Source organism: Leclercia sp. GHBNCSD, from assembly GCF_055805075.1.
In genome coordinates this window covers 1,992,869-2,006,524 of sequence record NZ_JBQVYO010000001.1, presented here as the reverse complement: position 1 = coordinate 2,006,524, position 13,656 = coordinate 1,992,869, and the positions used below count along the sequence as shown (strand labels likewise).

Here is a 13,656-nt window from a genome sequence, read left to right as displayed (position 1 = left end):
GGATGGGCTTTCGGCTTTAATTGATGCCTGGCAGTTCCCTACTCTCGCATGGGGAGACCCCACACTACCATCGGCGCTACGGCGTTTCACTTCTGAGTTCGGCATGGGGTCAGGTGGGACCACCGCGCTACAGCCGCCAGGCAAATTCTTGGTGCTCTGTACGCAATACTTTATCGCATCAGCCGCGTTGGCCGCGCTCGTAAAGTCAGTCACATACTTCAGTATGCTCCTTCCTTTCCTTCGCTTGCCGCCTTGCTGCTGCGCAAACTATTGTGTACTTAACTCTGAATCAATGCTGAAAATCTTCTCAAATCCACCGAAACAGCTTCGGCGTTGTAAGGTTAAGCCTCACGGTTCATTAGTACCGGTTAGCTCAACGCATCGCTGCGCTTACACACCCGGCCTATCAACGTCGTCGTCTTCAACGTTCCTTCAGGACCCTCAAAGGGTCAGGGAGAACTCATCTCGGGGCAAGTTTCGTGCTTAGATGCTTTCAGCACTTATCTCTTCCGCATTTAGCTACCGGGCAGTGCCATTGGCATGACAACCCGAACACCAGTGATGCGTCCACTCCGGTCCTCTCGTACTAGGAGCAGCCCCCCTCAATTCTCCAGCGCCCACGGCAGATAGGGACCGAACTGTCTCACGACGTTCTAAACCCAGCTCGCGTACCACTTTAAATGGCGAACAGCCATACCCTTGGGACCTACTTCAGCCCCAGGATGTGATGAGCCGACATCGAGGTGCCAAACACCGCCGTCGATATGAACTCTTGGGCGGTATCAGCCTGTTATCCCCGGAGTACCTTTTATCCGTTGAGCGATGGCCCTTCCATTCAGAACCACCGGATCACTATGACCTGCTTTCGCACCTGCTCGAGCCGTCACTCTCGCAGTCAAGCCAGCTTATGCCATTGCACTAACCTCCTGATGTCCGACCAGGATTAGCTGACCTTCGTGCTCCTCCGTTACTCTTTAGGAGGAGACCGCCCCAGTCAAACTACCCACCAGACACTGTCCGCAACCCGGATTACGGGTCTACGTTAGAACACCAGCCATTAAAGGGTGGTATTTCAAGGACGGCTCCACGCAGACTGGCGTCCACGCTTCAAAGCCTCCCACCTATCCTACACATCAAGGACCAGTGTTCAGTGTCAAGCTATAGTAAAGGTTCACGGGGTCTTTCCGTCTTGCCGCGGGTACACTGCATCTTCACAGCGATTTCAATTTCACTGAGTCTCGGGTGGAGACAGCCTGGCCATCATTACGCCATTCGTGCAGGTCGGAACTTACCCGACAAGGAATTTCGCTACCTTAGGACCGTTATAGTTACGGCCGCCGTTTACCGGGGCTTCGATCAAGAGCTTCGCGTTGCCGCTGACCCCATCAATTAACCTTCCGGCACCGGGCAGGCGTCACACCGTATACGTCCACTTTCGTGTTTGCACAGTGCTGTGTTTTTAATAAACAGTTGCAGCCAGCTGGTATCTTCGACTGATTTCAGCTCCACCCGCAGGGGCTTCACCTACATATCAGCGTGCCTTCTCCCGAAGTTACGGCACCATTTTGCCTAGTTCCTTCACCCGAGTTCTCTCAAGCGCCTTGGTATTCTCTACCTGACCACCTGTGTCGGTTTGGGGTACGATTTGGTGTTACCTGATGCTTAGAGGCTTTTCCTGGAAGCAGGGCATTTGTTGCTTCAGCACCGTAGTGCCTCGTCATCACACCTCAGCGTTAACAAGGTACCGGATTTACCTGGAACCTCCGCCTACATGCTTAAACCGGGACAACCGTCGCCCGGCCAACATAGCCTTCTCCGTCCCCCCTTCGCAGTAACACCGAGTACAGGAATATTAACCTGTTTCCCATCGACTACGCCTTTCGGCCTCGCCTTAGGGGTCGACTCACCCTGCCCCGATTAACGTTGGACAGGAACCCTTGGTCTTCCGGCGAGCGGGCTTTTCACCCGCTTTATCGTTACTTATGTCAGCATTCGCACTTCTGATACCTCCAGCATGCCTCACAGCACACCTTCGCAGGCTTACAGAACGCTCCCCTACCCAACAACACATAGTGTCGCTGCCGCAGCTTCGGTGCATGGTTTAGCCCCGTTACATCTTCCGCGCAGGCCGACTCGACCAGTGAGCTATTACGCTTTCTTTAAATGATGGCTGCTTCTAAGCCAACATCCTGGCTGTCTGTGCCTTCCCACATCGTTTCCCACTTAACCATGACTTTGGGACCTTAGCTGGCGGTCTGGGTTGTTTCCCTCTTCACGACGGACGTTAGCACCCGCCGTGTGTCTCCCGTGATAACATTCTCCGGTATTCGCAGTTTGCATCGGGTTGGTAAGCCGGGATGGCCCCCTAGCCGAAACAGTGCTCTACCCCCGGAGATGAATTCACGAGGCGCTACCTAAATAGCTTTCGGGGAGAACCAGCTATCTCCCGGTTTGATTGGCCTTTCACCCCCAGCCACAGGTCATCCGCTAATTTTTCAACATTAGTCGGTTCGGTCCTCCAGTTAGTGTTACCCAACCTTCAACCTGCCCATGGCTAGATCACCGGGTTTCGGGTCTATACCCTGCAACTTAACGCCCAGTTAAGACTCGGTTTCCCTTCGGCTCCCCTATACGGTTAACCTTGCTACAGAATATAAGTCGCTGACCCATTATACAAAAGGTACGCAGTCACACCCGAAGGTGCTCCCACTGCTTGTACGTACACGGTTTCAGGTTCTTTTTCACTCCCCTCGCCGGGGTTCTTTTCGCCTTTCCCTCACGGTACTGGTTCACTATCGGTCAGTCAGGAGTATTTAGCCTTGGAGGATGGTCCCCCCATATTCAGACAGGATACCACGTGTCCCGCCCTACTCTTCGAGTTCACAGCAAGTGTGCTTTCGTGTACGGGAGTATCACCCTGTACCCTGCGACTTTCCAGACGCTTCCACTAACACACAAACTGATTCAGACTCCGGGCTGCTCCCCGTTCGCTCGCCGCTACTGGGGGAATCTCGGTTGATTTCTTTTCCTCGGGGTACTTAGATGTTTCAGTTCCCCCGGTTCGCCTCGTTAACCTATGTATTCAGCTAACGATAGTGTGACGAATCACACTGGGTTTCCCCATTCGGACATCGCCGGGTCAAGGGTTCATATCACCTCGCCGGCGCTTTTCGCAGATTAGCACGTCCTTCATCGCCTCTGACTGCCAGGGCATCCACCGTGTACGCTTAGTCGCTTAACCTCACAACCCGAAGCTGTTTCACTTCGCGTTGTGAAAATTTGAGAGACTCGAACACACTTAACGTGTGTCGTTTCAATTTTCAGCTTGATCCAGATTTTTAAAGAGCAAAACTTCGCAGCGCACCCTTGCAGGTACACTCTGAAGTTTTCAGGTTTTCGCAGTAAAGATGGTGGAGCTATGCGGGATCGAACCGCAGACCTCCTGCGTGCAAGGCAGGCGCTCTCCCAGCTGAGCTATAGCCCCATCGTGGTTAATCTCTTCAAATTTGCGTTGCAAATTTGGTAGGCCTGAGTGGACTTGAACCACCGACCTCACCCTTATCAGGGGTGCGCTCTAACCACCTGAGCTACAAGCCTGCAGAGATTTTTTACTGCTAATTTTCATCAGACAATCTGTGTGAGCACTGCAAAGGCAGGTTCTTTAAGGTAAGGAGGTGATCCAACCGCAGGTTCCCCTACGGTTACCTTGTTACGACTTCACCCCAGTCATGAATCACAAAGTGGTAAGCGCCCTCCCGAAGGTTAAGCTACCTACTTCTTTTGCAACCCACTCCCATGGTGTGACGGGCGGTGTGTACAAGGCCCGGGAACGTATTCACCGTAGCATTCTGATCTACGATTACTAGCGATTCCGACTTCATGGAGTCGAGTTGCAGACTCCAATCCGGACTACGACGCACTTTATGAGGTCCGCTTGCTCTCGCGAGGTCGCTTCTCTTTGTATGCGCCATTGTAGCACGTGTGTAGCCCTACTCGTAAGGGCCATGATGACTTGACGTCATCCCCACCTTCCTCCAGTTTATCACTGGCAGTCTCCTTTGAGTTCCCGGCCGGACCGCTGGCAACAAAGGATAAGGGTTGCGCTCGTTGCGGGACTTAACCCAACATTTCACAACACGAGCTGACGACAGCCATGCAGCACCTGTCTCAGAGTTCCCGAAGGCACCAAGCCATCTCTGGCAAGTTCTCTGGATGTCAAGAGTAGGTAAGGTTCTTCGCGTTGCATCGAATTAAACCACATGCTCCACCGCTTGTGCGGGCCCCCGTCAATTCATTTGAGTTTTAACCTTGCGGCCGTACTCCCCAGGCGGTCGACTTAACGCGTTAGCTCCGGAAGCCACGCCTCAAGGGCACAACCTCCAAGTCGACATCGTTTACGGCGTGGACTACCAGGGTATCTAATCCTGTTTGCTCCCCACGCTTTCGCACCTGAGCGTCAGTCTTTGTCCAGGGGGCCGCCTTCGCCACCGGTATTCCTCCAGATCTCTACGCATTTCACCGCTACACCTGGAATTCTACCCCCCTCTACAAGACTCAAGCCTGCCAGTTTCAAATGCAGTTCCCAGGTTGAGCCCGGGGATTTCACATCTGACTTAACAGACCGCCTGCGTGCGCTTTACGCCCAGTAATTCCGATTAACGCTTGCACCCTCCGTATTACCGCGGCTGCTGGCACGGAGTTAGCCGGTGCTTCTTCTGCGAGTAACGTCAATCACTGCGGTTATTAACCACAATGCCTTCCTCCTCGCTGAAAGTACTTTACAACCCGAAGGCCTTCTTCATACACGCGGCATGGCTGCATCAGGCTTGCGCCCATTGTGCAATATTCCCCACTGCTGCCTCCCGTAGGAGTCTGGACCGTGTCTCAGTTCCAGTGTGGCTGGTCATCCTCTCAGACCAGCTAGGGATCGTCGCCTAGGTGAGCCATTACCCCACCTACTAGCTAATCCCATCTGGGCACATCCGATGGCAAGAGGCCCGAAGGTCCCCCTCTTTGGTCTTGCGACGTTATGCGGTATTAGCTACCGTTTCCAGTAGTTATCCCCCTCCATCAGGCAGTTTCCCAGACATTACTCACCCGTCCGCCACTCGTCACCCGAGAGCAAGCTCTCTGTGCTACCGTTCGACTTGCATGTGTTAGGCCTGCCGCCAGCGTTCAATCTGAGCCATGATCAAACTCTTCAATTTAAGTTTGATGCTCGTGAATTAAACTTCGTAATGAATTACGTGTTCACTCAGAGACTTGGTATTCATTTTTCGTCCGAGGACGTTAAGAATCCATGTCACTTTGAGTGCCCACACAGATTGTCTGATAAATTGTTAAAGAGCAGTGCAACGCGGCTTTCGCTCACCGTTGCGAGGTGGCGTATATTACGCTTTCCTCTTTCAGAGTCAAGCGATTATTTTCGCTTTTCTCTGCCGGGCATTCATCGCTGAACCCCGCTGACCCGGCGGCTTGCGTGCCGTTGTTCCGTGTCAGTGGAGGCGCATTATAGGGAGTTCTCCGGCGCTGACAAGCGTAAAATTAAAAAAAACTACCAACCGTGTTTTTTTTCGCCAAAAGCCTCATCTTTTAGCCAGAAACGGTGCTAATTGCTGTTTTCGTCACCACAACCCGCCTGCAGGTGGCATACTTACTGGCATCAAGATTTAAGGAATATGCTTTATGCCTTTAAGCGCGCAACAGCTGGCGGCACAAAAAAACCTTTCCTATGTGCTGGCAGAAAAACTGGCACAGCGGATCCTGGCAGGTGTTTACATGCCTGGCAGCATCCTGCCGGGCGAACTGGAACTGGGGGAACAGTTTGGCGTGAGCCGAACGGCCGTTCGTGAAGCTGTGAAAACGTTAACCGCGAAAGGAATGGTGCTGCCCCGTCCGCGCATCGGTACGCGCGTGATGCCTCAGGGCAACTGGAACTTCCTCGATCAGGAGCTGCTCTCCTGGTGGATGACGGAAGATAACTTCCAGCAGGTTATTGATCACTTCCTTGTTATGCGCAGTAGCCTGGAGCCGCAGGCCTGCTTGCTGGCCGCAACGATCGGAACGGCAGAGCAAAAGGCCCGACTAAACACCCTGATGGATGAGATGGTTCATCTGAAGAAAAACTTTAACCGGGAACGCTGGATAGATGTGGATATGGCCTGGCACGAGCATATCTATGAGATGAGCGGTAATCCGTTCCTGACCTCTTTTGCCTCGCTCTTTCACTCTGTCTATCACACCTACTTTACCTCTATTACCCAGGATGAAGTGGTTAAGCTGGATTTACATCAGGCCATTGTCGATGCCATTCAGGACAGTGACGGGCCACGCGCCATGGCAGCCAGCCAGGCGCTGCTTGCCCCACCAGCACGGTAGCCATAACAACAGGAACTCGAATGACAGTAAAAAAAGCACGCAGTATGGCGGGCCTGCCGTGGATAGCGGCAATGGCCTTCTTTATGCAGGCCCTGGATGCGACCATCCTTAATACTGCCCTTCCCGCAATAGCCCAAAGCCTGAACCGTTCTCCGCTGGCGATGCAGTCAGCCATCATCAGTTATACCCTGACCGTTGCGATGCTGATCCCGGTGAGCGGCTGGCTGGCCGATCGCTTCGGCACCCGCCGTGTCTTTATGCTGGCGGTAACGTTGTTTACGCTGGGCTCGCTGGCTTGCGCACTCTCCAGTTCTCTGGGAGAGCTGGTTGTCTTCCGGGTAATCCAGGGGATAGGCGGCGCGATGATGATGCCGGTTGCGCGCCTGGCCCTGTTACGGGCCTACCCGCGCAGCGAGCTGTTGCCGGTGCTTAACTTTGTCACCATGCCGGGCCTGGTCGGGCCGATCCTCGGACCGGTACTGGGTGGCGTGCTGGTCACCTGGGCCAGCTGGCACTGGATATTCCTCATTAATATTCCGATTGGGATCGCCGGGCTTTTCTATGCCCGCAAATTTATGCCGAACTTCACCACCCCACGGCGTAAATTTGATATGGGCGGGTTTTTCCTGTTTGGCCTGAGCCTGGTGCTGTTTTCAAGCGGTATGGAGCTGTTCGGTGAGAAAGTGGTGGCGACCTGGCTGGCTATCTCCATCATTTTCAGCGGCATCGTTCTCTTCCTTCTTTATATCCGTCACGCGCGCCGTCATCCGACGCCGCTTATTTCGCTGTCGCTGTTTAATACTCGAACTTTCTCGGTGGGTATTGCCGGCAACATTGCCTCACGGTTGGGTACCGGTTGTGTTCCTTTCCTTATGCCGCTGATGCTACAGGTCGGGTTTGGTTACCCGGCACTGATTGCGGGCTGCATGATGGCGCCTACGGCGGTGGGCTCGATCCTCGCCAAATCCGGCGTGACGCAATTGCTGCGCCGGCTGGGCTACCGCAGGACGCTGGTTGGCGTGACGATATTTATCGGTGTGATGATTGCACAGTTCTCACTGCAGTCGGCGGCGTTGCCGGTATGGCTGCTGATCCTGCCGCTGTTTGTGCTGGGGATGGCGATGTCCATCCAGTTCACGTCGATGAACACCATTACCCTTGCCGATCTCAACGACGAGAATGCCAGCGGCGGTAACAGCGTGCTGGCGGTGACACAACAGCTGTCGATCAGTCTGGGGGTGGCGGTAAGTGCGGCAGTACTGCGTTTTTATGAAGGGTTCGACAGCACAAATACTGTCGAACAGTTTCACTTCACCTTTATCACCATGGGCGTGCTGACGGTGATCTCGGCGCTGGTCTTTATGCTGCTAAAACCGAAGGATGGTCGTAATCTTATTAAAGATCGGCACAAACCTAAACAGACCCCCGTTCCATCAGAACAGGAGTAAGCTGCAGCCGCTGTTGTTGCAGAGCGGGCTGGGCGATACGGTGGATCAGGACATCAACCGCCAGCTCGCCCAGTTCATCTTTTGGCTGATGGATGGTGGTGAGCGGCGGCGTCATATACTGCGCCAGTTCGATATCGTCATACCCCACCACGGCGATATCGTCCGGGATACGCAGTCCCGCCTGATAAAGCGCCTTGTAAGCCCCTACCGCCATCGCATCATTACCAATAAAGACCGCCTGCGGGCGCTCCTTCTGGGCCAGTAGAGCCTGCATCGCCTCAAACCCGCCGCTAAATTCAAAGTCACCGGTGATTTGATAGCCCTCAGGCACCGGCAAACCGGCACGCGCCATCGCCACCAGGAACCCTTCCAGCCGCAGGCGGGCGGGGGTTTTATCCAGCGGACCGGTAATACAGGCGATGCGGGTGTGGCCTTTATCAATCAGATGCTGTGTCGCCATGTCCCCGCCCAGCAACGAGTTATCCTGGATGAGATCGCTGGTACCGTCGAACGGCGCCCAGTCCATCATCACCGTGGGAACGGAGGGGTAGCGCTGCATAATCTCGGGGGAGGGTTGGTGCGTTTCGGTGCACAGCAATAGCAATCCGTCGACGCGCTTTTGCATCAGCGTCTCCAGATTGCGGTTCATCCGCTGTTCGTCGCCTTCGGTATTGCATAACACCAGGCTGTAGCCACGCTCAAAACAGCTGCGCTCAACGCCGCGCACCAGTTCAGAATAAAAGGGGTTGGTACTGGCCGTAATGAGCATGCCAATGGTACGCGTCTGGTTGAGTTTCAGACTGCGCGCCAGGGCGGAAGGCGCATAATTGAGGGATTTAACGGCAGCCTCGACCTTCTCCCGAATCGCGTCGCTGACGAAGCGATCGTTATTGATGACGTGGGAGACCGTCGAAGTAGAGACGCCCGCCATGCGGGCGACATCTTTCATTGTGGCCAAGCGTTACCTCTGCTGACTTAAAAATTCATCGATCTCATTACGCCATGGTACAGAAGGCTGTGCACCTGGACGGGTCACCGCAATGGCCGCCGCCGCATGGGCAAAGCGGATTGCGTCATCCAGGTGTTCGCCTTCCAGCAGCGCCGTCACCAGCGCACCATTAAAGGTGTCGCCCGCAGCGATGGTATCGACAGCTTTCACCTTAAAGCCAGGAATGCGACGCCCTTCTCCCTCAACGCTGGCCCATACGCCGCGGCTGCCAAGAGTAATGATGACCGTGTGGATGCCTTTGTCGTGCAGGGCTTTCGCCGCGCGCGCCGCATCCTCATCGTTTTCAACGCGAATGCCCGTCAGCTTTTCGGCCTCGGTTTCATTCGGGGTAATAATGTCCACCAGCGCCAGAAGCTCGTCTGATAATACACGGGCTGGCGCGGGATTTAGTACGACAGTGGTATGATTTTCATGAGCAATTTTCGCTGCCGCCAGCACGCTTTCTACCGGGGATTCCAGCTGCATCAGCAGGGCGTCGGCACTGGCGATAAGCGCATGTTGCGCCGCCACTCGTTCAGGTATCAGCGCCGCGTTTGCCCCCGCATGAATACCGATGACATTCTCACCTTCTCCGTTGACAAAAATCAGCGCCACGCCGGTTGATTCACCGTCCACCACGCTCACTGGCGCAATATCGATGTTGTCGCTTTCCAGCTGCTGGCGAACGCGATCCCCGGTATCGTCATCGCCGGTACAGGCGATAAAGGCGATGTTCGCCCCGCTACGTCCGGCAGCGACCGCCTGGTTCGCGCCCTTGCCGCCAAAGGCGACCTGGTAGCGATGACCCGTTACGGTTTCGCCCGGTGTCGGGAAAGCGTCAAGGTTAAGAATGTGATCGGCATTAATACTGCCAAGGACGACGAGCTTACCTGCGGTTTTCATAGTTGAAGTGTCCATCAGAGAGTGCCACCGGGATGCCCCGGTGGCGTATGCCACTCTTTTCTTTATATGTTGTCCCTCAGGCAGCCTGCGACTGCCTGAATCGCATATTACTGCTTGATGACCAGTTTCAGGTCAACAGGGTATTTGGCCTGAACTTTCTCGCCCTTCAGCACTTTGTCAGCAGTCTGCACGCCAGTGGCGCCGATCTGCTCTGGCAGCTGAGCGATGGTCGCAGCCAGTTTGCCATCGTTTACCGCTTTTTCACCATCAGGCGTGCCGTCAAATCCAACCACCATCACATCAGATTTACCCGCAGTCTGCAGTGCACGCAGCGCGCCCAGCGCCATTTCATCGTTCTGTGCGAATACCGCTTTAACGTCCGGGTGCGCGGTCAGCAGGTTCTGCATGACGTTCAGGCCCTTAGTACGGTCGAAGTCTGCCGGCTGGCTGGCCAGTACGTTGAATTTGTGGGCAGCAACCGCCTGCTGGAAGCCTTCGCCACGCTCACGCGCTGCGGAAGTCCCGGCGATACCCTGCAGTTCGATAACCTTGGCGCCCTCGCCTGCTTTTTTGGCGATGTAGTCACCGGCGATTTTGCCGCCCAGCACGTTATCAGAGGCAATGTGGCTGACCACTTCGCCTTTAGATGCCTGACGGTCCAGGGTGATCACCGGGATGTTAGCCTGGTTCGCCATCTTCACAGCGTTACCTACCGCATCGGAATCGGTCGGGTTGATCAGCAGAATTTTGGTGCCGCGAACGGTTAAGTCCTGCACGTTAGCCAGCTCTTTTGCCGGGTTGTTCTGGGAGTCGAGGATCACCAGGTTGTAGCCCAGTTTGTCGGCCTCTTTCTGCGCGCCATCCTTCAGGGAGACGAAGAACGGGTTGTTCAGGGTAGAAACCACCAGCGCGATGGTATCTTTCGCCATGGCGTTTGCACTCACGGTTGCGCTCAGCGCGACAGCAGAAACCAGGGTAGCCAGTTTTTTCATGTTCATATCAAAGATGTCCTGTAGTGTCGTCAGTTACTGTTTTTTGTTGTCTACCAGTACCGCCAGCAAAATCACTACCGCTTTGACGATCATCTGGTAATAGGAAGAAACACCTAACAAATTCAATCCATTATTCAGGAAGCCGAGGATCAGCGCACCGATCAGCGTACCGACGATGCGGCCTTTCCCCCCGGCCAGGCTGGTGCCGCCCAGCACGACCGCGGCGATGGCATCCAGCTCATAGCCCGTACCGGCGGTCGGTTGCGCAGACGAGAGACGCGCCACTTCGATAATCCCCGCCAGCGAAGCCAGCAGGCCGCTCAGGGAGTAGACGATAACTTTGACTTTATTGACGCTGATACCGGACAGACGCGTCGCCGCTTCGTTCCCCCCCAGGGCATAGATATAGCGGCCCAGGCGGGTGTGATGCAACATGTACCACGCCGCGAGGAAGACTAACCCCATGATCCAGACCGGCGTCGGGATACCCAGCGGGCGGCCAATACCGAACCAGCCAAACAGATCGGCGTTGTCGGTAAAGCCGGTGTTAACCGGGCTGCCGTTGGTGTAAACCATGGTCACACCGCGCAGCAACAGCATCATCACCAGGGTAGCAATAAACGCCTGAACACGACCTTTCGCCACAATAACACCGGTAACAGCCCCAATAGCCGCACCCAGCGCCAGCGCCGCTGCAACGGCCACCAGCGCGTTGACTTCAATCCCTACAATTGAAGCAGCAACCGCGCCGGTGAGCGCCAGCAGGGAACCGACGGACAGATCGATACCCGAGGTCAGAATCACCAGCGTCATGCCCACCGCCATAATGGCGTTCACGGACGTCTGCTGGAGAATGTTGAACAGGTTATTAACGGTAAAAAAGTTCGGGCTCATGGTAGAGACAATCGCGATCAGCACCAGCAGGGCAATCAGCGATTTTTGTTCCATCAACCATGCCTTCGTGAAATAACGGCGTCCAGAAACAGCCTGGGTAGTCATCTTCTTACTCCTGATCCACGCGATTAAGCTTGCCCACAGCGGCAGCCATCAGAATTTCCTGGGTGGCCTGCTCGCGACTGAATTCACCGCCGAGATGCCCTTCATGCATGACGATAATGCGATCGCTCATGCCTAATACCTCTGGCATCTCGGAAGAGACCAGAATGATGCTTAGCCCGTCAGCCTTAAACTGGTTAATGAGCTGGTAAATCTCTTTTTTGGCGCCAACGTCCACGCCGCGCGTCGGTTCATCAAGAATCAGCACCTTCGGACGGGTCATCAGACCGCGGGCAATCGCCACTTTCTGCTGATTCCCGCCGGAGAGCAGCCCGATAGCCTGTTCCATCGACGGGGTTTTAACATTAAAGAGGCGGATAAAATCGCTGACTGCCTGCTGCTCGTCTTTATGCTTCAGACCACCGCCGCTGCGGCTGAAGTAGCGTAGCGCGGTTAAGGACATGTTCTCTTTCACCGACATGCCCAGTACCAGGCCATCGCGCTTACGGTCTTCGGAGATATAGACGATACCGTTCGCCAGGCCATCCTGCGGAGAACGGGTGACAACTTCATGACCATCAAGGGTGACATAGCCGCTGGTGCGCGGGTTGGCGCCATACAGCACCTTCATCAGCTCGGTACGCCCGGCGCCCATCAGCCCGGCCACGCCGAGGATCTCCCCCTGACGCAGGGTAAAGCTGACATCATGCACCCCAGGGCCAGACAAATTGTCGACCTTCAGGCGGATCTCGCCCGGCGCTTTATCGATACGTGGATACTGGTCTTCCAGCTTACGTCCCACCATCATCTCAATCAGCGTATCTTCGGTGAGGGTCACCACTTCACGCTCGGCAATAAACTGCCCGTCGCGGAAGACGGTGACGTCATCGCAAATCTCGAAGATCTCTTTCATACGGTGGGAGATATAGACAATGCCGCGCCCCTGCGCTTTCAGCTCGCGGATCACGCGGAACAGGGAGTCGGTTTCGGTATCGGTGAGGGCGTCGGTCGGTTCATCCATCACGATAACCCGGGATTCGAAACTCAGGACCTTGGCGATTTCGACCATCTGCTGATCGCCGATAGAGAGTTCGCCCACCAGACGATCGCTCTTAAAGCGCAGATTCAGCTTCGCCAGCAGTTTGTCGGCTTCGGCATACATCTGTTTCCAGTCGATTTTGCCAAAGCGGTTAACAAACTCACGCCCCAGGAAGATGTTCTCCGCGATGGAGAGCTGCGGGATGAGGTTCAGCTCCTGGTGGATGATGCCTATCCCGGCTTCCTGGGAGGATTTCGGGCCGTTGAAGGTGGTCTCTTTTCCCAGCCACAGCAGCGAACCGGCATCGCGTTGATAGATCCCGGTCAGCACTTTCATCATGGTGGATTTGCCAGCGCCGTTTTCGCCCACCAGCGCCATCACGCGCCCGGCGTAAACATTCAGCGCGGCCCCGGAGAGGGCTTTGACGCCCGGGAACGATTTATCGATCCCTTTCAGTTGCAGTAGTGCGTCCATGATGGCCTCAGAAGGTGACGCCAGCACAGAGAATGATATTCGCATACGGGGAACACTCCCCGCTGCGAATCACCGCCTGGCTGTCAGCGGTATTTTTCTTGAACTGCTCGTGCGTTATGTAACTTATTTTTATGGTGTTTCCCTGGTGTTGTTGCAGTTGCTTGATATGGCCAAGCAACGTTTCGTGGAGCTGCGGATTATGTTGTTTGATTTCCGTTGCGAGAATGGCTTCCTCAACCTGCATCTCGGTTGTCACCACATCCAGCACCTGCATAAACGTGGGCACGCCCTGCGTTAATGCCAGATCAATACGCGTTGTGCTGTGGGGAATGGGTAAACCCGCATCACAAACTACCAGCGTATCGGTATGCCCGAGACGGGAGATGACCGATGAGACTTCAGAGTTGAGTACCGTGCCTTTCTTCATTTTCTTGCTCC

The 13,656-nt window shown here is 55.0% G+C and carries 8 protein-coding genes, 2 tRNA genes and 3 rRNA genes; 2 read left to right on the top strand and 11 right to left on the bottom strand.

The window, feature by feature from the left end:
* Positions 1-25: 25 nt before the first annotated feature.
* The 5 genes from rrf to ACT3IC_RS09705 form a co-directional block, all read right to left on the bottom strand.
* Positions 26-141 (bottom strand): 5S ribosomal RNA (rrf, locus tag ACT3IC_RS09725).
* A 196-nt stretch (positions 142-337) separates the two neighbouring features.
* A 23S ribosomal RNA gene (locus ACT3IC_RS09720) occupies positions 338-3,241 on the bottom strand.
* A gap of 167 nt (positions 3,242-3,408) precedes the next feature.
* A tRNA-Ala gene (locus ACT3IC_RS09715) sits at positions 3,409-3,484 on the bottom strand.
* Between the two features lie 36 nt (positions 3,485-3,520).
* Positions 3,521-3,597, bottom strand: a tRNA-Ile gene (locus tag ACT3IC_RS09710).
* Between the two features lie 70 nt (positions 3,598-3,667).
* Positions 3,668-5,207: ribosomal RNA gene (locus ACT3IC_RS09705) — 16S ribosomal RNA — on the bottom strand.
* The 16S, 23S and 5S rRNA genes sit together here with 2 tRNA genes alongside, the layout of an rRNA operon.
* Positions 5,208-5,685: 478 nt before the next feature.
* On the opposite strand from ACT3IC_RS09705, the gene ACT3IC_RS09700 reads away from it, so the two are divergent.
* Positions 5,686-6,378, top strand: coding sequence for a FadR/GntR family transcriptional regulator (locus ACT3IC_RS09700; RefSeq protein WP_103791332.1), 693 nt, complete (start codon positions 5,686-5,688; stop codon positions 6,376-6,378).
* 20 nt (positions 6,379-6,398) lie between these two features.
* Complete coding sequence (gene mdtD, locus ACT3IC_RS09695) at positions 6,399-7,826, top strand: multidrug transporter subunit MdtD (protein WP_159340386.1); 1,428 nt, start codon at positions 6,399-6,401, stop codon at positions 7,824-7,826.
* On the opposite strand, the gene rbsR is transcribed toward mdtD, so the two are convergent.
* The 6 genes from rbsR to rbsD form a co-directional block, all read right to left on the bottom strand.
* Positions 7,792-8,784, bottom strand: coding sequence for a ribose operon transcriptional repressor RbsR (gene rbsR / locus ACT3IC_RS09690; RefSeq protein WP_103177593.1), 993 nt, complete (start codon positions 8,782-8,784; stop codon positions 7,792-7,794). The genes mdtD and rbsR overlap by 35 nt on opposite strands.
* Positions 8,785-8,787: 3 nt before the next feature.
* Complete coding sequence (gene rbsK / locus ACT3IC_RS09685; protein WP_103177594.1) at positions 8,788-9,717, bottom strand: ribokinase; 930 nt, start codon at positions 9,715-9,717, stop codon at positions 8,788-8,790.
* A gap of 107 nt (positions 9,718-9,824) precedes the next feature.
* Complete coding sequence (gene rbsB / locus ACT3IC_RS09680; protein WP_032615470.1) at positions 9,825-10,715, bottom strand: ribose ABC transporter substrate-binding protein RbsB; 891 nt, start codon at positions 10,713-10,715, stop codon at positions 9,825-9,827.
* Between the two features lie 27 nt (positions 10,716-10,742).
* Positions 10,743-11,708, bottom strand: a complete 966-nt coding sequence (rbsC, locus tag ACT3IC_RS09675) for a ribose ABC transporter permease (protein WP_103177595.1) — start codon at positions 11,706-11,708, stop codon at positions 10,743-10,745.
* 4 nt (positions 11,709-11,712) lie between these two features.
* A complete protein-coding gene (gene rbsA, locus ACT3IC_RS09670) occupies positions 11,713-13,218 on the bottom strand; it encodes a ribose ABC transporter ATP-binding protein RbsA (protein ID WP_103177596.1) in 1,506 nt (501 codons plus the stop codon).
* 7 nt (positions 13,219-13,225) lie between these two features.
* The gene (gene rbsD / locus ACT3IC_RS09665) at positions 13,226-13,645 is read right to left on the bottom strand and encodes a D-ribose pyranase (RefSeq protein WP_103177597.1); all 420 of its coding nucleotides are present in this window, start codon (positions 13,643-13,645) and stop codon (positions 13,226-13,228) included.
* Between the last annotated feature and the right edge of the window lie 11 nt (positions 13,646-13,656).

Bases quoted from the DNA above. Each gene is read 5' to 3' on its own strand.
- ACT3IC_RS09700 (WP_103791332.1), top strand. From the start codon at position 5,686: ATGCCTTTAAGCGCGCAACAGCTGGCGGCACAAAAAAACCTTTCCTAT.
- mdtD (WP_159340386.1), top strand. From the start codon at position 6,399: ATGACAGTAAAAAAAGCACGCAGTATGGCGGGCCTGCCGTGGATAGCG.
- rbsK (WP_103177594.1), bottom strand. From the start codon at position 9,717: ATGAAAACCGCAGGTAAGCTCGTCGTCCTTGGCAGTATTAATGCCGAT.
- rbsB (WP_032615470.1), bottom strand. From the start codon at position 10,715: ATGAACATGAAAAAACTGGCTACCCTGGTTTCTGCTGTCGCGCTGAGC.
- rbsC (WP_103177595.1), bottom strand. From the start codon at position 11,708: ATGACTACCCAGGCTGTTTCTGGACGCCGTTATTTCACGAAGGCATGG.
- rbsA (WP_103177596.1), bottom strand. From the start codon at position 13,218: ATGGACGCACTACTGCAACTGAAAGGGATCGATAAATCGTTCCCGGGC.
- rbsD (WP_103177597.1), bottom strand. From the start codon at position 13,645: ATGAAGAAAGGCACGGTACTCAACTCTGAAGTCTCATCGGTCATCTCC.